Origin of the sequence: Bradyrhizobium ottawaense (genome assembly GCF_900099825.1) — a bacterium.
GTDB classification, from domain to species: Bacteria; Pseudomonadota; Alphaproteobacteria; order Rhizobiales; family Xanthobacteraceae; genus Bradyrhizobium; species Bradyrhizobium ottawaense_A.
The window spans coordinates 2,026,605-2,045,590 of record NZ_LT629693.1; the positions used below are offsets into that span (position 1 = coordinate 2,026,605).

An 18,986-nucleotide genomic window follows, 5' to 3' on the forward strand; every position below is an offset into this window, starting at 1 on the left:
TCGGCACACGCAAAAAAGGCCGGGATTGCTCCCGGCCTTTCGTTATTCGTGGATGGCCGGGTCAAGCCCGGCCATGACATCTACGATGTCACTTCGCTTCGGCGCGCTTCGGCGGCGATGCCGGCCACGACTTGATCAGCGTGTCGTAGTCGATGGTTTCGCCCTTCGGCTTCTCGTTGGCCAGCTTGCGCTGGGGCGCGATGTTGCCGTCCTTGGCAGACTTCGCGAACCAGTACTCAGCCGTTTCCTTCTTGTTGAGCTTCGGTCCGCAGGCACCCTGCACCCCCGACTTCTCAAGCCGTTCCATCACCGAGTCCTGCGCGGCTGCGAGCGAGTCCATCGCCGCCTGCGGCGTCTTCGCACCGGACGACGCATCGCCGATGTTCTGCCACCACAATTGCGCAAGCTTCGGATAGTCAGGCACGTTGTTGCCGGTCGGCGTCCACTGCACGCGCGCGGGCGAGCGGTAGAACTCGATCAGACCGCCGAGCTTCGGAGCACGCTCCGTGAACGACTTGTCCCAGATATCGGACTCACGGATGAAGGTGAGACCGACATGGCTCTTCTTCAGCGACACCGACTTGGACACGATGAACTGCAGGTAGAGCCAGGCTGCCTTGCGGCGATCAACCGGGGTCGACTTGAGCAAGGTCGCAGAACCCACGTCCTGATAACCCAGCTTCATGCCGTCCTTCCAGTATGAGCCGTGCGGCGACGGAGCCATACGCCACTTCGGCGTGCCATCGGCGTTCATGACCGGCAGACCGGGCTTCACCATGTCGGCGGTGAAAGCGGTGTACCAGAACACCTGCTGGGCAATCGCGCCCTGCGAGGGAACCGGTCCCGATTCGGAGAAGGTCATGCCTTGCGCCTGCGGCGGGGCATACTTCTTCATCCAGTCGAGATACTTGACGATCGAATAGACCGACGCCGGTCCGTTGACGTCGCCGCCACGCTCGACGGACGAGCCGACCGGACGACAGCCTTCCATTCGGATACCCCATTCGTCGACCGGAAGTCCGTTCGGGATGCCCTTGTCGCCGTTGCCGGCCATCGACAACCACGCGTCGGTGAAGCGCCAGCCCAGTGACGGATCCTTCTTGCCGTAGTCCATGTGGCCATAGACGCGGACGCCGTTGATTTCCTTGATATCGTTGGTGAAGAACTCGGCGATATCTTCATAGGCCGACCAGTTCACGGGGACGCCGAGGTCGTAGCCGTACTTGGCCTTGAACTTCGCCTTGTACTCCGGATTGGAGAACCAGTCGTAGCGGAACCAATAGAGGTTCGCGAACTGCTGGTCGGGCAACTGATAAAGGTGTCCATCCGGCGCGGTGGTGAAGGACTTGCCGATGAAGTCGTTGACGTCGAGCATCGGATCGGTGACGTCCTTGCCTTCCTTGGCCATCCAGTCCGTCAAGTCGACGGCCTGACCGTAGCGGAAGTGCGTTCCGATGAAGTCGGAGTCGTTGATCCAGCCGTCATAGACATTCTTGCCCGACTGCATCTGGGTCTGGATTTTCTCGACAACGTCACCTTCCTGGATGATGTCGTGCTTGACCTTGATGCCGGTAATTTCCTCGAAGGCCTTTGCAAGCGTCTTCGATTCATACTCGTGCACGGTCAGGGTTTCGGAAGTGACGTTGATCTCCATGCCCTTGAACGGCGCAGCGGCCTTCATGAACCACTGCATTTCCTTCATCTGGTCGTCCTTGGACAACGTCGATGGCTGAAATTCAGAATCGATCCACTTCTTGGCAGCAGCTTCGTCCGCCAATGCGGGCGCGGTGATCGCAGCGGATGCTGCCATCAGCGCGACTGCGCTTGTCATCATCAAAACTCGGGTCCTGATCGCAGGCCCTTTGCTTCTCTCTAGACGTCGCATTTTTTGGTTCCTCCGGTTGCAGCGACAAACAATACCCAGGCCCGGGTTGACCCCGGATCTGCTCTTCTTCGCTGCTCAGACGGTGCGGAAAATCGCAACGGCCGAAGCAAGCGAAATCACGGTAGCGAGCCACAGGCTCGATATTTCAACGCCCTCCCCGATCGGCAGCGTGAAAAGCGTATCGGTGCCTACAAAGGCCATCCACAGCAGATGGATGACGGCGGCGAGTATCAGCGAAACGAACAGGCGGTCGCCGCGCGTCGTCGGAATGCGCAAGATGCCGACGCGTTCGGCTTCGGGATAGGCCACCGCGAGCCATGTCATCACGCCCAGGGTGAGCGACAGCATCACGAAGAAGATCGCGGTCGGCACCGTCCAGGCCATCCATGCGATGTTTTCCATTGGTGCGCCCTCCTACACCCGGCCGAGCGCGAAGCCGCGCGCGATGTAGTTACGAACGAACCAGATCACGAGCGCTCCGGGGATGATGGTCAGGACGCCGGCCGCGGCCAGCAAACCCCAGTCCATACCGGCGGCTGAAACCGTGCGCGTCATGATCGCCGAGATCGGCTTGGCGGCCACCGTCGTCAGCGTGCGCGCCAGCAGCAGTTCGACCCAGGAAAACATGAAGCAGAAGAATGCCGCGACGCCGATGCCGCTGGCAATCAACGGCACCAGGATCTTGATGAAGAAGCGCGGGAACGAATAGCCGTCGAGGAACGCGGTCTCGTCGATCTCGCGCGGCACGCCCGAAACGAAGCCTTCGAGGATCCACACCGCCAGCGGCACGTTGAAGATGCAGTGCGCGAGCGCAACCGCCCACGGCGTATCGAACAGCCCGATCGCCGAATAGAGATTGAAGAACGGCAGCGCGTAGACCGCCGCCGGCGCCATCCGGTTCGACAGCAGCCAGAAGAATAGATGCTTGTCGCCGAGGAAACGGTAGCGCGAAAATGCGTAGGCCGCCGGCAACGCCACCGAGATCGAGATCACGGTGTTGATGACGACATATTTCAGCGAGTTGATGTAGCCGGAATACCAGCTCTCGTCGGTAAAAATGCGCATATAGTTGGCGATGGTCGGTTGATGCGGCCACAGCGTCATGGTCGAGACGATCTCGGTATTGGTCTTGAAGCTCATGTTGACGAGCCAGTAGATCGGCAACAGCAGGAAGATCAAGAACAGCGAGATGATGAGGCGGCGGCCGGGAATCGAATGCATCACGCGACTCCCTCTTTGCGCCCGCGATCGGTGCCGGCGTTGGTCATGACGGTGTAGAACACCCAGCAGACGATGATGATGATCAGGTTGTAGACCAGCGACAGCGCCGCCGCCTTGCCGAGATCGAACTGTCCGAGCGCGATCTTGACCAGCTCGATGGAAACGAACGTGGTCGAGTTGCCCGGCCCGCCGCCGGTCACGACGAACGGTTCGGTGTAGATCATGAAGCTGTCCATGAACCGCAGCAGCACCGCGATCAAGAGCACGCGATTCATCTTCGGCAACTGGATCGCCTTGAACACCGCCCAGCGCGAGCCGCCGTCGATCTGCGCCGCCTGGTAATAGGCGTCGGGGATCGACTTCAGGCCGGCGTAGCACAACAGCGCGACCAGGCTGGTCCAATGCCAGACGTCCATCACGATGACGGTGGCCCAGGCGTCGAACTCGTTGGAGACGTAGTTGTAGTTGATGCCGAGTCCATTGAGCGTATAGCCGAGCAGGCCGATGTCGGGCCGGCCGAAAATCTGCCAGATGGTCCCGACCACGTTCCACGGAATCAGGAGCGGCAGGGCCAGAATCACGAGGCAGGCGGCGACCGACCAGCCCTCGCGCGGCATCGACAGCGCCACCACGATGCCGAGCGGCACCTCGATCGCGAGGATCACGGCGGAGAAGAACAGGTTGCGGCCGAGCGAGGCCAGAAAGCGCCCGCCGAGATCGGTCGAGGGATCGAGCAGTTCCTTGAACCAACCGACACCGTTCCAGAAAAACTGGTTGTTGCCGAAGGTGTCCTGCATCGAATAGTTCACCACCGTCATCAGCGGCAGGATCGCGGAGAACGCGACCACCAGGAACACCGGCAGCACCAGGAACCAAGCCTTCTGGTTGACCGTCTTGTCCATCAGGCAACCCCCTCGACCAGACGGCTGTCGGCATAGACGTGAACATGGCTGGGATCGAACACCAGCCCGACCGTGTTGTCGGAGACCGAAAATCCCGGCGGCACGCGCGCGGCAAACTTGGCGTCGCCGATGCGAACGCGGGCGAAGCGGACGCGGCCGAGGTCGTCGATGCGCTCGATATTGGCCGACAACAACCCTGAGGCGGGAGCCGCCACGTTGACGAATTCCGGCCGCACGCCGATCTCGATCTTGGCCCCCGCCGGCAGCACGCCGTAATTGCGATGCAGGCCGATGGTGTGGCCGTCGATCCGCGCCTCGTGGCCGCTCACCATGGCCGGCACGATGTTCATGCCGGGCGATCCGATGAAATAGCCGACAAAGGTATGCGCGGGCTTGTCGAACAGTTCGGCCGGCGTGCCGCTCTGCACCACCCGGCCGTCATGCATGACGACCACGGTATCGGCAAAGGTCAGCGCCTCGGTCTGGTCGTGGGTGACGTAGATCATCGTGAGGTCGAGGTCGCGATGCAGCGCCTTGAGTTTCGAGCGCAACTGCCATTTCAGTTCGGGATCGATCACGGTCAGCGGCTCGTCGAACAGGATCGCGGCGACGTCGGAGCGGACCAGTCCGCGGCCGAGCGAAATCTTCTGCTTGGCGTCCGCCGTGAGCCTGGTGGCCTTGCGGTCGAGATAGGGCGTGAGATCGAGCAGGTCGGCGATCCGTTTGACCCGCGCGTCGATGTCGGCCTTCGGCACGCCGCGGTTCTTCAGGGGGAACGCCAGGTTTTGGCCGACCGTCATGGTGTCGTAGATCACCGGAAACTGGAACACTTGCGCGATATTGCGCTTCTGGGTTGACAGCGGTGTGATATCGGCGCCGTCGAACAGGATCTGGCCGCTTGAGGGCGCCACGATGCCGGAAATCAGGTTGAGCAGCGTGGTCTTGCCACAGCCGGACGGCCCCAGCAGCGCGTAGGCGCCGCCCTGGCGCCAGGTCATGGTCACCGGCTTCAGCGCAAATGATTCGACTGGCGCATCATTGCCGCCGTAGGAATGCGCGAGATCGACGAGGTCAATGCGGGCCATTTTGCATTTTCCTCAAGTGGAGGCCGGCGCCGCGACCAGGCGGTCGGCGGCGTCGAACACGAAGACATTGTCGGGATCGAGCACGGCATCGAGTACATGGCCGGGCTGGTATTCATGCACGCCCTGCAGCACCGCCACCCAATTGGATGCATCGCGATTGAGATGCACAAAACTTTCCGAACCGGTGATCTCGGTCACCGTAACGGTGGCCTGGAACGCATGGCGGCCGGCGATGCCGTTCGCAACCTCGAGCTGGTGGGCGCGGAAACCTACGCGATACGGACCATCGGAGAGCGAAGCGTAAAGCCCGGTCGCCGGCGCCTGGATGCCGCCGGCATATTGCACGAAGCCGTTTTTCTTCTCGATGCCGACGAGGTTGAGCGGCGGATCGGAGAACACCTGCGCCACCCGCAGCGTGTCGGGACGACGATAGACTTTCGAGGTGTCGCCGGCCTGCAGGACCTGGCCTTCCCACATGCAGAGCGTGTCGCCGCCGAGCAGCAGGGCCTCGGAGGGCTCCGTGGTCGCATAGACGAAGATCGCGCCCGACGCCTCGAAGATGCGCGGCAGTTCGGTGCGCAGCTCCTCGCGCAGCTTGTAATCGAGATTGGCGAGCGGTTCGTCGAGCAAAACCAGGTCGGCGCCCTTGACCAGCGCGCGCGCAATTGCCGTGCGCTGCTGCTGGCCGCCGGACAGTTGCAAGGGCGTGCGCTGCAGATACGGCTCCAGCCGCAGCAGGCCTGCCGCCTCCTGCACGCGCTTTTCGATCTCGCCGCGCGGCTTGCCTTGAACGCGCAACGGCGAGGCGATGTTCTCATAGACCGTCAGCGAGGGATAATTGATGAACTGCTGGTAGACCATCGCGACCGAGCGTTGCCGCACGTCCGCGCCGGTAACGTCCTTGCCGTCGACCAGCACGCGGCCTGTGGATGGCTTGTCGAGACCGGCGAGCAACCGCATGATTGAGGTCTTGCCCGACAGCGTCGGTCCGAGCAGCACGCTCAGCGTGCCCCGGTCGAGCGTCAGCGAGACGTCGCGAATGGTCGGGATGCCATCCACGGTGCGCGTGACATGTTCGAGCGTGACGCTCATGTCCGTCCTCCCGCTTCACGTAGGGGACGTTCGCCAGAGGCACGGTTGGCCGCGATCCATGCGTCGAGCGCGGCGATTTCGTCGGATGACAGCCGCAGGCCCAACTTGGACCGTCGCCACACCACGTCTTCGGCGGTGCAGGCCCATTCCACCGACATCAGGTACCTGACTTCGCTCTCGGTCAAGCCGGCGCCGAACGACTGGCCGAGATCGGCCATCGATTTCGCGTTGCCGAGAACCTTAAGCGCGCGGGTGCCATAGGCGTGCGCCATCCGGTTGGCATGGGCGGTCGAGAGAAACGGATATTTCCGCACCAGTTCCGCGGTCAGGGCCGCAACCGCCGACACATCCATGTCGCCACCGGGCAACGGCTGCTTGCCGGTCCAGCCTTCCCTGGCCTTGGCGCTGCGCAAGTATGGCGCGAGCCGTTCCAGCGCCTCTTCCGCTAGCCGCCGATAGGTCGTGATCTTGCCGCCATAGATCGACAGCAGCGGCGCGCCGCCGGGGGTATCGAGTTCGAACACGTAGTCGCGGGTCGCAGCCTTGGCTTCGCTGGCGCCGTCGTCATACAGCGGACGGACGCCGGAATAGGTCCAGACCACGTCTTCCGGCGTGACCGGATTTTTCAGATACTCGCTGGCGGAGGCGCAGAGATACTGGATTTCCTCGGTTGACGCCTTCACCTTCGAAGGGTCGCCGTCGTAATCGCGATCGGTGGTTCCAATCAGCGTGAAATCGTCCTGATAGGGGATGACGAAAATGATGCGGCCGTCGGCGTTCTGGAACATGTAGGCGCGGTCGTGCTCATAGAGCTTGCGCACCACGATGTGGGAGCCCTGCACCAGCCGTACCTTGGCGCGCGCGTTGACGCCGGAGCCCGACGACAGCACCTGCTCGACCCAGGGACCGCCGGCATTGACCAGCGCGCGCGCTTGGATGGTGCTGCGCACGCCGCTGATGGTGTTCTCGACGGTGACCTGCCAGATGCCGTCAACCTGCGTGATCTCGACCGCGCGGGTGCGGGTGTGAATTTCCGCGCCGCGATCGGCCGCATCCCGCGCCGTGAGCACGACCAGGCGCGCGTCGTCGACGAAGCAATCGGAATATTCGAAGCCCTTGGTGTAGCGGTTGGCGATCAAGGGTTTTCCCACCTCGTCATGGGCGAGATCGACCGAGCGGGTCGGGGGCAGCAAATGCCGGCCGCCGATGTGATCGTACAGAAACAACCCCAGCCTGAGCAGCCAGGCCGGCCGCAAGCCGGAATGGTGCGGCAAAACGAAACGAAGCGGACGGATGATGTGGGGCGCGATCTGCCAGAGGATTTCGCGCTCGATCAGCGCCTCGCGGACCAGCCGGAACTCGTAATATTCGAGGTAGCGCAGCCCGCCATGCACCAGCTTGGTCGACCAGGACGACGTCCCGCTCGCCAAGTCATTCATTTCGCAAAGGAAAACGGAATTTCCCCGGCCCGCCGCATCGCGCGCGATGCCGCAGCCGTTAATGCCGCCTCCAATGATGGCGAGGTCGAATACCTTGTCCAACGAACGCTTCCCCGGCGGTCGCCTCTTCACTTCGGCGATTTCGCTTTCGGATTGGATTAAATCACAACGGAAAACGAAAGCAAGCAAAAGTGGGAACCTAGCGGCGGAATTCGTCGCGACAGCGCAGGTTGGCTTCGAGCGAGCGGGGGCTACATCCTTCGAGACGGCGCGGAGCCTGTCATCGGGCGCGCATTCGCGCGACCCGTTGGCGCCTCCTCAGGATGAGGTCCAAGAGCAAAACCAGCCGAGAAAACCTGGACCCCCGGTGAGGAGCACGGCGAGGCCACGCGTCTCCGGACGAAGCTTCGCTTCGCCTTGAGGACCATGAGGCCGAGATCGGGCAGCAGCTCTTTGCTACTTCAAACGCACGACCGTCGAAGGCTCCGCCGCCGGCTCGTCGATATCAGCGGCCGGCTTGTCCATCGCCTCGACCACCTCGATGCCTCGGCTGTGGCAGATATTGGCGAGGCCGGCGGGCAACGCAGCGTCGGTGACGAAGGTCTGGATCTGGCTGATATGGGCGATGCGCACCGGCGCGCTTCGGCGAAGCTTGGTGCTGTCCGCCACCAGCATGACACTGCGTGCGTTGGCAATGATCGCTTGCGCCGCCTGCACCTCGCGATAGTCGAAGTCGAGCAGCGCGCCCTCCTCGTCGATCGCCGATGCGCCGATGATGGCGTAATCGACCTTGAACTGACCGATCAGGCTGATCGCGGTGGAACCGATCACGGCGCCGTCGGCACGGCGCACCGCGCCACCAGCCACGATCACCTCAATGCGCGGGTGCCTGTAAAGCAGCATCGCGACATTGAGGTTGTTGGTGATGACGAGCAGGTCCTCATGCGAAGTCAGCGCGCTCGCGACTTCTTCCGTCGTGGTGCCGATGTTGATAAACAGCGAACAGCCGTTCGGAATCCGCGACGCCGCGGCGATCCCGATCGCCCGCTTCTCCTCGGCGGCGACGAAGCGCCGCGCCTCATAGGCCAGGTTTTCGACGCCGGAAGCGATGATGGCGCCGCCATGGATGCGGGTCAGCGAACGCTGGTCGCAGAGATCGTTGAGGTCCTTGCGGATGGTCTGCGCCGAAACCTCGAAACGCCGGGCAAGATCCTCCACGATCACACGGCCGGAGGCGCGGGCGATATTGAGAATTTCAGTCTGGCGGTTGGACAATCCGGCCATGGCAGCACCCTGGAAATGAGGCCCTCATGGTGCGGCTGTTCTGCGATGCGGTCAACGAGGCAGATCAGCTGCAAGGGCGGCCGGCCGGGCCAAACAACGAATCCTGGTTAAGACGATTGGCGCCGGAAGCGGTACCTGCCGTTCGCAACCGCACCATGCACAATCCTCGACAAGGCAACGCGCGGCTGCAACACTGGTTTCACAACCAAAAATGGAGGAAGCGATGAACATCGATCGACGTCAGCTCGCCCTGCCTGCTCTCGCGCTCGGCCTGCTCAGCATTGTTCCAGCCTTCATTACCCCAGCCTTCATTACTCCGGCCTTGGCCGGCGCCGATGAAGATGCGGTTGCGAAGAACGTCGAGGCATTCCGCAAGGCCCAGATATCAGCCAATGCCGAGGTGCTCGCCTCGCTGTGTGCCAACGAACTTAGTTACAGCCACTCCGACGGCCGCGTCGAGGACAAGGCGACCTTCATCGCCAATGCCACCAACGGAAAATCGAAAGTCCTGTCGCTGGAATATCAGGACGTCAAGATTGCCGTGGTCGGCCCGGCGGCGATCGTGCGCTTCCATTGGGTGGGCGAAGCTGAAGCCGTTGCGGACGGCAAGAAGAGCTCCACCAATCTGCACATCCTGATGAACTGGCAGAAGCAGGGTGCGGACTGGAAACTTCTGTCGCGAGCATCGACCAAGCTCTGACGGCGCACCGCCGTTTTCCGGCGGGCCCCGTTTCGCAAAGCCGGTGATTACGCCGCCGTCGGCAGCACGCCGCCCGCAAGACGGGTTGCCGCGCGCTCGGCCTCGCGCGCGTTGCGAAACAGCTGGCCTTCCAGCCGGTTGAAACGGTGCGACGCAGCGAAGAACTGGAAGCCGCCAGGACCGCGCACGACAATGCCCGCAGGTTGCGACGAAACTTCGATGATGAACGTATTCGACATTGCCCAGCCTTGGTTGATTCGCTGCCGACAACTGATTTATGGACTGATTGTTCCGGGCGTATGACGAAGCCGTCGCCGCGTGCAGCCGCGTCACGTTACACGCGAAGCAGGCGATGACGCCGGTCGGCGTGCGGACGCCATCGCATCTCAGATCCCGACAGGCGCATTTTTGCCTTATTGCCCGCGAATTGCCGCGCCGCAGGCTTGACCCGCGACCAGGCGGCCCCTGTGTTCCCGGCGAATCTTTGCTATGAAGGAACCGATAGCAGGGAGAATGAACATGAACTCGAAATTTGCGCTTTCGGCGCTTCTGGCCCTCGCGATCTGCGGGCCGGTCCAGGAGGCCGCGGCGCAGGATGCGGTCGGCGGTGCGATCGTCGGCGGCGTGCTCGGCGGGATCGTCGGCGGCGCGGTCGGTGGCCGCGGCGGTGCCGCAGCAGGCGCGATCCTCGGAGCCGGCACCGGTGCTGCGATTGCGGCCCAGGGCGAAGCACGGCCCGGCGGCTACCGCTATTACCAGAACGGTTGTTACGTCGAGCAGCCCGGCGGCTGGGTGGCGGTTTCGCCGCGCTACTGCCAGACCGCGGGATATGACGGTCCGCCGCCGCGGGCTTATGTCGAACCGCCGCGCCCGCGCTGCACCTATTCGCCCTCCTACGATCCGCGCCGCGGCACGTTCATCGGCCGCGACGGCTATGAGCGCCCCTGCCCGTAGGGCTTGGTCGACTCTGACTTGATCGGACGCAGCAACCACCTCGCATCACATGCGAGGTGGTTTTCTGTTTGGGAACGCCGTCGCACTCACGCCGGAATCGGCGGTGGCCCGGCCTGCGTGATCGGCTGCGGACGGCCCTGTTCGTCGATCGAGACGTAGGTGAAGTTGCCGTCGGTCACCAGGATCGGTTGCGTTTCCTTGCGCCGGACCACCCAGGCTTCGATATGGACCGTGACCGAGGTCCGGCCGACCCGCACCAGATTGGCGTGAACGGAAACGAGATCGCCGACATAGACGGCTTTACGAAAATTCATCGCCTCGATCGCAACCGTCACGGCGCGGGATTTCGCGACCTTGGAAGCGAACACGCCGCCGCCGATATCCATCTGACTGAGCAGCCAGCCGCCGAAGATATCGCCGTTCTGGTTGGTATCGGCCGGCATCGCCAGCGTGCGGGTACAGAGATCGCCACGCGGCTCGGTCTCGGTATTCAGGGGGGCGTGAACAGGCGCATCGGTCACTTGAAATTCTCCCAGCCGGCATCGGGCGTAAACCGGCCGCCGAATTTTTCAGTGAGCGCCCGCAGGGCCGAAACCACGTTTTCCACGCCGCGGCTGCGCGCATAGTTCAACGGGCCGCCGCGGAACGGCGCATAGCCGGTGCCGAAAATGACCGCGCCATCGACCACGTCGGCATTGTCGACGATGCCCTCGCGCAGGCAGGCGACGCAGACATTGGACATCGGCAGAATCAGCCGGTCGATCATCTCAGCCGAAGGCGGCGCGGCCGAGGGTGACGAGGCGGTGGTGTCGGCCTTGCCGTCCTTCCAGACGTAAAAGCCCTTGCCGGACTTGCGGCCAAGTTCGCCCCTGGCGACCTTTTCGCGCAACCAGGCCGGCGTCGGCGGCAGCATGTCGCCGAACTTCGAGCGCAGCATGTCGCCGACGTCGAGGCAGATATCGAGGCCGACCTGATCGGCGAGTTCGATCGGGCCCATCGGCATGCCGAACTTCTTGGCCGCGGCATCGATGACCGACTTGTCGACCTTCTCGTCGAGCATCACCATCGCCTCCAGCATGTAAGGCGTCAGCGCGCGGTTGACGAGGAAACCCGGCGAACTCTTCACCGGCAACGGCAGCCGGTCGATGGCGCCGACAAAGGCCAGCGCTTCCTTCAGCAGTTGCGGATCGGTGGCGTCGTGGCTGACGACCTCGACGAGCTGCAGCCGCGACACCGGGTTGAAGAAATGCAGCCCGAGCAGCCGCTCGGGCTTTTGCAGCGTGGTGCGCAGGTCCTGCAGCGGAATGCTCGACGTGTTGGTGGCAAGGATGGCGCCCGGCTTCATCTTCGGCTCCAGCCCGGCATAGACCTTCTGCTTCAGCTCCAGCTTTTCCGGCACCGCCTCGATGATCAGATCGGCGTTGCGAACGCCTTCGGCCTGCATGTCCGGCATCAGCCTGTCCAGCGCATCCCTGACATCGGTGCGCTTGCGCAGGATCTTGCCGAACAATTCCGACGCGCGCTTGATGGCGCCGGCAATCGGCTCCGGCTTCATGTCGGCGAGCGTGACCCGCATATCCTGGCTGGCGCACCAGGCGGCGATATCGCCGCCCATCGCCCCGGCGCCGATGACATGAACGTGTGCGATCTTGTTGCCGGTGCCGGCGAGCTTCTTCATCTGCTCGCGCAGGAAGAACACCCGGATCAGGTTCTGCGCAGTCGGCGTCACCATCAACCGGGCAAACGACGCCTTCTCGGCGTTGAGCATCGCCGCCTTGTCGCCGCCGTGCTTTTCCCAGAGGTCGATCAGCGCGTAAGGCGCGGGATAGTGCTCCTCGGGTGCGGCCTTGCCGGCCTCGGCGCGCATCCGCGAGGCAAGCAGCCCGCGCACCGGACCGAGGTTGAGAACGGTGTTGAGCAGCCCGGGCCGCGCGCGCGTGAGGCGGCCGGACATCGCGTCCTTCACCGCATTGCGGACATGCCGCTCCTGCGTCACGGCGTCGACCAGTCCGAGCGATCGCGCGTTGCGTGCATCGATGGTCTTGCCGGTCAGCATCAAGGTCATCGCCTGCATCGGATTGACCAGATGCGTAAAGCGCACCGTGCCGCCAAGGCCGGGATGCAGGCCGAGCATCACTTCCGGGAAACCAAAACGGGCATCGTCGATCGCGATCCGCATCTGGCAGGCCAGCGCCACCTCAAGGCCGCCGCCGAGGCAGAAGCCGTGGATCACGGCAACCGTCGGAAACCGTAGCGCCTCCATCCGGTCGATCACTGCATGCGCGCGATTAATTTGGGTCTCGACCGCGCCGGCATCGGTAACGCCGCGAAATTCGTTGACGTCGGCGCCGGCGATGAAGCCGGATGTCTTGGCGGAGCGAACGACAAGCCCGGTCGGCCGCGCGGTTTCGAGTTCGGCCAACACCTTGTCGAGTTCCTCGATCAGATCGGCTGACAGCGTGTTGGCGCTGGCGCCCGCGCGGTCGAACAACAGCCAGGCGACGCCGTCCTCGTCGCGGGTCAGCTTGAAATTCTTGTAGGGTCCGCTGGCATCGGGTTTCGGCCCGAGTTCGAGCACGCGATCGCCGAGAAGGTCCATGATCCTTGAATCCATGATCACACCGTCTCTATCAGCATCGCGCCACCCTGCCCGCCACCGATGCATTCGGTGGCGATGCCGCGCCGTGTACCCAGCCGCTTCATGGCGTTGACGAGATGCAGCACGATGCGGTTGCCGCTGCAGCCGACGGGATGACCGAGGCTGATGGCGCCGCCATCGACGTTCATCCGGGACTGATCGATCTCACCCGCAGCACCTTCGAGGCCGAGAATTTCCTTGCAGAACTTTTCGTCCTTCCAGGCGGCGAGACAGCCCAGCACCTGCGTTGCAAAGGCCTCGTTCAATTCCCAGGTCTCGATATCCTGCAGGGTCAGGCTGTTGCGCTTGAGAAGCTCGGTTGCCGACAGCACCGGCCCGAGGCCCATGATCCCGGGATCGAGCGCCGACCACTGGCTGTCGAGGATCACCGCCTTCGGCGTCAGGCCGTGCTTGGCGACGGCCTCTTCGGAAGCCAGGATCACCCAGGACGCACCGTCGGTGATCTGCGACGAATTGCCGGCGGTGACCTGGCCCCAGGGCCGCTCGAACACCGGCTTCAGTTTCGCCAAGCTCTCCGGCGTCGAGTCCGGCCGCACGCCGTCGTCGTGGTCGTAGAATTTGCCGTCGCTGCCGAACGCGGTTTCGACTTCGCCCTTGAGCCAGCCTTGTGATTGCGCGTTAGCCAGCCGCTTGTGGCTTTCGGCGGCATAGGCGTCCGACTGCGCGCGGGTGACGCCGAAGAGATGCCCGACCACTTCGGCGGTCTGGCCCATGTTGAGTTCGGTAATGGGATCGGTCAGCCCGCGTTCGAGACCGATGATCGGCTTCAGATAGCTCGGCCGCAATTTTAGCGCGGCCATGATCTTGCCGCCGATCCCCTTGGCGCCGGCAAGCCCCGCGAACCAGCGTACGCCCTGCTGCGGCCACACCAGCGGCGCGTAGCTCAACGCCTCGGAGCCGCCGGCCAAAATCAGGTCGGAGACGCCCTCGCGGATATAGCGGTAGCCGGTGTCGATCGACTGCATGCCGGAGCCGCAATTGATCTGCACGGTGAAGGCGACCATCTTCTCGCCCATGCCGAGCCGGAGTGCCGCGACGCGGGCCGGGTTCATCTCGTCGGCAATGACGTTGACGCAGCCCAAAATCACCTGGTCGAAAGCCGTGGGCGCAAAGGGCTGCCGCGCCAGCAACGGCCGGCCGCACTGCACGGCGAGATCGACCGGGGTGAACGGGCCGGGACCCGAACGTGCTTTCAGGAACGGCGTCCGGCTGCCGTCGACGATAAAGACCGGTCGCGCCATTAGCTCGCTGCCCTCTGCTCACCCAGTTCCTGGAAAAACTGATGCACCTCGGCGGGCTTCTTGTAAATCGGCGACAGCACTTCGGGCGCGAAATCGTCGACTTCAATCACCTTAGCAACGGCCTCATGCGCCGCCGCCAGCCGCTCGCCTTCGGCCTGGGTAATGACGCCCTTCTGCACCGCTTCCTTCCAGTCGTGCAGGCGCGCGGCGTGCATCTGCTTTGAAATATCCTCCGCAGCGGTCACCAGCAGGAACGCTTTCTCCAGCCGGGCAACGCCGCCATCGTCGTCGACATGCGAGAGGTCAGGCGTTAGCCTGTCCCGCGCCGCCGACGGCTCCAGCACCAGTTGCGCGCATTCGTGCACCACGCGATCGGACGGGCCGAGCACGTTGGCACCGAACGGCTGAATCAGGAATTTCAGGATCACCGCCACGAACCGGTTCGGCAGATTGCCGAGGATTTCGGCGAGACGGTTCTCGATGGTACGGAAACCGCTCGCCATGCACCATTCGAGCGCGGGAAGGTCCGCGCTTTGCCGTCCCTCGTCCTGCCAGCGCTTCAGCGCGGCCGACAGCAGATACAGTTCGGACAGAATGTCGCCGAAGCGCGCCGAGAGCATTTCCTTGCGCTTGAGCGCGCCGCCCAGGGTCAGCAGCGCCATGTCGGCGCACAGCGCAAATGCCGACGAATAGCGCGAGAGCTGGCGATAGAACCGCGTCGCCTCGCCGGCATCGGGTGCCGGCGCAAACAGCCCGCCGCTCCAGCTGCGGCCCCAAGCGCGGAACATGGTCATAAAACTGTGACCGACGTGGCTCCAGAACGCCTTGTCGAAGGCGTCGAGGCCCTTGGCATGATCCTGTTCGCCGAGCGCGTTCATCTCCTCCAGCAGATAAGGATGCGCGCGGATCGCGCCCTGCCCGAACACGATCAGGTTGCGGGTCAGGATGTTGGCGCCCTCGACGGTGATGCCGACCGGCACCGACCGGTAGAGATTGCCCATGTAATTCTGCGGGCCGTCGATGACGGCCTTGCCGCCGTGGATGTCCATCGCGTCGTCAATCGCGATCCGCATCCGCTCGGTGGCGTGCAGCTTCATGATCCCGGAAATCACCGCGGGATGATGGCCCTGGTTGAGCGCCGCACAGGTCAGCCGTCGCGCCGCGTCGAGCAAATAGGCGGTGCCGGCGATGCGCGCGAGCGGCTCCTCGATGCCTTCGAACTTGCCGATGGAAATGCCGAACTGCTCGCGAATGCGGGCATAGGCGCCTGACGTGCGCGCGGCATAGGCAGCACCCGCCGCGGACAATGACGGCAGCGAAATGCCGCGGCCGGCGGCGAGCGCCGTCATCAGCATCTTCCAGCCCTGGCCGAGACGTTCTTGCCCGCCGATGATGTAGTCCATCGGGATGAAGACATCGTGGCCCCAGTTCGGGCCGTTCTGGAACACCTGCATCGCCGGCAGATGGCGATGGCCGATCTGGACGCCGGGAAGATGCGTCGGGATCAGCGCCACCGATATGCCGAGGTCTTCTCGTTGACCAACGAGATGATCGGGATCATAGGCCTTGAAGGCAAGCCCAAGCAGCGTCGCGACCGGTCCCAACGTGATGTAGCGCTTGTGCCATTTCAGCCGCAGGCCGATGACTTCGCGGCCTTCGAACTGGCCCTTGCAGATGATGCCGGTGTCGACCATCGACGCCGCATCCGAGCCGGCCTCGGGACTGGTCAATCCGAAACAGGGAATATCGCGGCCGTCGGCCAGCCGCGGCAGCCATTGTTGCTGCTGCTCCTTGGTGCCGAAGCGCATCAGGAGTTCGCCCGGCCCGAGCGAGTTGGGCACCATCACGGTGACGGCTGCGGTCAGCGACCGCGACGAAATCTTGCGCACCACTTCGGAATGCGCGTAGGGCGAGAAACCAAGCCCGCCGTGCTCCTTCGGGATGATCATGCCGAAGAATTTTTGGGCCTTGATGAAGGACCAGACTTCCGGCGGCAGGTCGCGCCATTCCCAGCAGATCTTCCATTCGTCGAGCATGGCGCAGAGTTCGTCGACCGGGCCGTGGAGGAAGGCGCGTTCCTCGTCGGTCAACGTGGCCGGCGCGGTCGCCAGCAGTTTCGACCAGTCGGGATTGCCGGTGAAGAGGTCGGCGTCCCACCAGACATCGCCGGCTTCCAGCGCCTCGCGCTCGGTGTCGGACATTGTGGGCAATACGCCGTGCGCCCAGGAGAAGATCGGTTTGGTGATGAAGTCGCGGCGGAAGCTCATGGCGATCACCTCATGGTTGGCGGCACGGCTGGCACCGCACCTCGGCCAAACGACGGCTCATTCTAGCTGATGGCGCGGGATTCGGGGCGTCTGGCGTCGGGAATGAAGCGAAATTGATGAACCAACCAATAACGGCGGTGACCCGTTTCGGTTCCGAAAAGTCTGCATTTTCCGTCGCTTGAGCGGGATTGGCGTATTTCGTCGCCGGGGGGAAATCCGATCTGCGGCCGATCGGCTGAGAACACTGCTATGATATGGCTCACCTTGTCCGGTCCAAATCTCCGCCAGATCGATCAATTCGATCACCAAACGAATAAGCCTCATGGTGACGTTGGCTCATCATACGATCTTCCGACCCCGAGCGTCGTACGCCCGATCAATCGGGGTTGCGGCGGTCTCGGCGGCGATCTGGGCCGCCGTCGGGACCAGCCGTGCGGCCGACACGCCTGCCCCATCGCCGGACAAGCTCGATCGCATCACCGAATTCTTCAACCACGAAATTGCCTCCGGGAAATTGCCCGGCGCCGTCGTGTTGATCCAGCAGCACGGCAAGCCGGTCTATCTGAAGTGTTTCGGCGTCCAGGACGTCGCGACCATGGCGCCGATGACTCCCGATACGATCTTTGCACTGCATTCGATGACAAAGCCGATTACAAGCTTCGCGGCGATGATGTTGATCGAGGCCGGCAAGATGTCGCTCTCCGATCCGGCATCCAAGTTCATCTCGGGATTTGCCGATGTGAAGGTCGGGGTCGCGGCAGATGGAGCGGCTGCACTGAAACTCGTTCCGGCGGACCGGCCGATCACGATCGCCGACTTGCTGCGCCAAACGTCGGGCATCACCTACCAGTATATCGGCGGCAAGTTGATCATGAAGGCCTATTCCGAATCCGGGCTTTTCAACGGGCGTTACGACAACAAGACGTTTGCCGATCGCATTGCAAAATTGCCGTTGGCGCGGCAGCCCGGGACGCTCTGGCGTTACGGCCATTCGACCGACGTCATCGGCCGCATTATCGAGATCGTATCCGGACAGACGCTGTATCAGTTCGAAAAGCAGCACCTCTTCGATCCGCTGGGCATGACCAGCACCAAGTTCGTCCTGGACGACGCTGGAGAACGCGCACGAATGGCGGAGCCGTTGCCGGGCGACACTATCCTGAAAGACGCCGAGACCGAACGCCGCGCCCATCCGGAATGGGAATCCGGCGGTGGCGGACTGGTATCTTCCCTGACCGACTATGCCCGCTTTGCGCAGATGCTGCTCAACGGCGGCCAGCTTGACGGGAAACGGTATCTTGGCCCGGCGGCATTCAAGACGATGACATCGGACCATGTCGGAGCCGATTCCGGTGTCGCGCGGGACTATTACTATTTTCCGGGCGATGGCTTTGGCTACGGTTATGGCCTCGCCGTGCGCACCGATCCCGGCAATGCCCGACCGCCGCCGCCGGGCTCGATCGGCGAACTTAAATGGGACAGCGGCAGCGGCACTTATTTCGGCGTCGATCCGAATCTCGACATGATCTACATCCTGCTGGAGCAGACCCAGAACGAACGCGCACGCATCGTGCCCGCTTTCAAAAAGCTGGTTTACGACGCATTCGGCAAGGACAATTGATCAATCCGGGCGGATCATCTCGAACATGTCTTCCGGCTTGACGGTGAAATAATCGCCGCGGCGGCCGGCGCGCACGATCGGGCGAGCCAGTGCAGTAATATAGACGCCGTCCTTGATCATGGCCTTGTCGATATGGACGGCGACCACTTCACCCAGCGTCAGCCAGGCATTCGCCTTCTCGCCGTTGGCGCCCTGCAACTGGATGATCTGGGTCAGCTTGCATTCGAACGACACCGGGCTTTCCGCGACCCGCGGCACGTTGACGAGCTTGCCGGGCACTGCCGTCAATCCGGCGATCTGAAACTCGCTGACGTCGGGCGCGACATGGGCGGCCGTCGCGTTCATGTGTTTCGCCAGGTCCAGGGTGGCGAGATTCCAGACGAATTCGCCCGTATCCTTCACGTTCTGGACGGTGTCTTTCCAGGACGTCGAAGAAAAGCCGATGATCGGCGGCGTATAGCAAAAGCCGTTGAAGAAGCTGTAGGGCGCGAGATTGACGTTGCCCTTGCCGTCCCGCGAGGAAATCCAGCCGATCGGGCGCGGCGCGATGATGGCGTTGAAGGGATCGTGCTTGAGGCCGTGGCCGTTCTTCGGTTCGTAGCTGTGCAGGTCTTTGCTCGTCACGGCAGGCGGTCC

General features: G+C 63.1%; 18 protein-coding genes. 4 read left to right on the plus strand and 14 right to left on the minus strand.

Annotation, left to right across the window (positions count from 1 at the left end):
- Positions 1-88: 88 nt before the first annotated feature.
- The 8 genes from BLR13_RS09450 to BLR13_RS09485 all read right to left on the minus strand — a co-directional run bounded on the left by BLR13_RS09450 (position 89) and on the right by BLR13_RS09485 (position 8,908).
- A complete protein-coding gene (locus BLR13_RS09450) occupies positions 89-1,831 on the minus strand; it encodes an ABC transporter substrate-binding protein (protein ID WP_244525235.1) in 1,743 nt (580 codons plus the stop codon).
- 129 nt (positions 1,832-1,960) lie between these two features.
- The gene (locus BLR13_RS09455; RefSeq protein ID WP_074825200.1) at positions 1,961-2,287 is read right to left on the minus strand and encodes a DUF2160 domain-containing protein; all 327 of its coding nucleotides are present in this window, start codon (positions 2,285-2,287) and stop codon (positions 1,961-1,963) included.
- 12 nt (positions 2,288-2,299) lie between these two features.
- On the minus strand, positions 2,300-3,106 hold the full coding sequence (locus tag BLR13_RS09460; RefSeq protein ID WP_074825198.1) for a carbohydrate ABC transporter permease: 807 nt from the start codon (positions 3,104-3,106) through the stop codon (positions 2,300-2,302).
- Positions 3,106-4,008, minus strand: coding sequence for a carbohydrate ABC transporter permease (locus tag BLR13_RS09465; protein ID WP_074825196.1), 903 nt, complete (start codon positions 4,006-4,008; stop codon positions 3,106-3,108). The genes BLR13_RS09460 and BLR13_RS09465 overlap by 1 nt, the downstream gene beginning before the upstream one ends.
- Entirely contained in the window at positions 4,008-5,093 is a 1,086-nt protein-coding gene (locus tag BLR13_RS09470) for an ABC transporter ATP-binding protein (protein ID WP_074825194.1), read from the minus strand. The genes BLR13_RS09465 and BLR13_RS09470 overlap by 1 nt, the downstream gene beginning before the upstream one ends.
- 12 nt (positions 5,094-5,105) lie before the next feature.
- Positions 5,106-6,185, minus strand: a complete 1,080-nt coding sequence (locus BLR13_RS09475) for an ABC transporter ATP-binding protein (protein ID WP_074825191.1) — start codon at positions 6,183-6,185, stop codon at positions 5,106-5,108.
- Complete coding sequence (gene glpD / locus BLR13_RS09480) at positions 6,182-7,726, minus strand: glycerol-3-phosphate dehydrogenase (protein WP_074825189.1); 1,545 nt, start codon at positions 7,724-7,726, stop codon at positions 6,182-6,184. The genes BLR13_RS09475 and glpD overlap by 4 nt, the downstream gene beginning before the upstream one ends.
- A 354-nt stretch (positions 7,727-8,080) precedes the next feature.
- Entirely contained in the window at positions 8,081-8,908 is an 828-nt protein-coding gene (locus BLR13_RS09485; RefSeq protein WP_074825187.1) for a DeoR/GlpR family DNA-binding transcription regulator, read from the minus strand.
- A gap of 26 nt (positions 8,909-8,934) precedes the next feature.
- Here BLR13_RS09485 and BLR13_RS40020 point away from each other — a divergent pair, with 26 nt between their 5' ends.
- Entirely contained in the window at positions 8,935-9,135 is a 201-nt protein-coding gene (locus BLR13_RS40020; protein WP_143039768.1) for a hypothetical protein, read from the plus strand.
- On the plus strand, positions 9,132-9,608 hold the full coding sequence (locus BLR13_RS09490; RefSeq protein ID WP_074831718.1) for a nuclear transport factor 2 family protein: 477 nt from the start codon (positions 9,132-9,134) through the stop codon (positions 9,606-9,608). Before BLR13_RS40020 ends, BLR13_RS09490 begins: the two co-directional genes overlap by 4 nt.
- 47 nt (positions 9,609-9,655) lie before the next feature.
- On the opposite strand, the gene BLR13_RS09495 is transcribed toward BLR13_RS09490, so the two are convergent.
- On the minus strand, positions 9,656-9,847 hold the full coding sequence (locus BLR13_RS09495; RefSeq protein ID WP_074825185.1) for a hypothetical protein: 192 nt from the start codon (positions 9,845-9,847) through the stop codon (positions 9,656-9,658).
- 280 nt (positions 9,848-10,127) lie between these two features.
- Here BLR13_RS09495 and BLR13_RS09500 point away from each other — a divergent pair, with 280 nt between their 5' ends.
- The gene (locus tag BLR13_RS09500; protein WP_143039767.1) at positions 10,128-10,562 is read left to right on the plus strand and encodes a BA14K family protein; all 435 of its coding nucleotides are present in this window, start codon (positions 10,128-10,130) and stop codon (positions 10,560-10,562) included.
- A gap of 86 nt (positions 10,563-10,648) precedes the next feature.
- Here BLR13_RS09500 and BLR13_RS09505 read toward each other — a convergent pair whose 3' ends face one another.
- The 4 genes from BLR13_RS09505 to BLR13_RS09520 are packed head-to-tail and all read right to left on the minus strand — an operon-like array spanning position 10,649 to position 16,729.
- Positions 10,649-11,083, minus strand: coding sequence for an acyl-CoA thioesterase (locus BLR13_RS09505; RefSeq protein ID WP_074825182.1), 435 nt, complete (start codon positions 11,081-11,083; stop codon positions 10,649-10,651).
- The gene (locus BLR13_RS09510) at positions 11,080-13,176 is read right to left on the minus strand and encodes a 3-hydroxyacyl-CoA dehydrogenase NAD-binding domain-containing protein (protein ID WP_074825180.1); all 2,097 of its coding nucleotides are present in this window, start codon (positions 13,174-13,176) and stop codon (positions 11,080-11,082) included. Before BLR13_RS09510 ends, BLR13_RS09505 begins: the two co-directional genes overlap by 4 nt.
- A 2-nt stretch (positions 13,177-13,178) precedes the next feature.
- Positions 13,179-14,462 carry an acetyl-CoA C-acetyltransferase gene (locus BLR13_RS09515; RefSeq protein ID WP_074825178.1) on the minus strand — a complete coding sequence of 428 codons (1,284 nt, stop codon included), beginning with the start codon at positions 14,460-14,462 and terminating at the stop codon, positions 13,179-13,181.
- Positions 14,462-16,729: an acyl-CoA dehydrogenase gene (locus BLR13_RS09520; RefSeq protein WP_079587931.1), complete on the minus strand. Its 2,268-nt coding sequence runs from the start codon at positions 16,727-16,729 to the stop codon at positions 14,462-14,464. The genes BLR13_RS09515 and BLR13_RS09520 overlap by 1 nt, the downstream gene beginning before the upstream one ends.
- Positions 16,730-17,051: 322 nt before the next feature.
- Here BLR13_RS09520 and BLR13_RS09525 point away from each other — a divergent pair, with 322 nt between their 5' ends.
- Positions 17,052-18,350, plus strand: a complete 1,299-nt coding sequence (locus tag BLR13_RS09525; protein ID WP_083387623.1) for a serine hydrolase domain-containing protein — start codon at positions 17,052-17,054, stop codon at positions 18,348-18,350.
- Here the strand turns inward: BLR13_RS09525 and BLR13_RS09530 are convergent, their stop codons facing one another.
- Positions 18,351-18,974: a flavin reductase family protein gene (locus BLR13_RS09530; protein ID WP_074825176.1), complete on the minus strand. Its 624-nt coding sequence runs from the start codon at positions 18,972-18,974 to the stop codon at positions 18,351-18,353.
- Between the last annotated feature and the right edge of the window lie 12 nt (positions 18,975-18,986).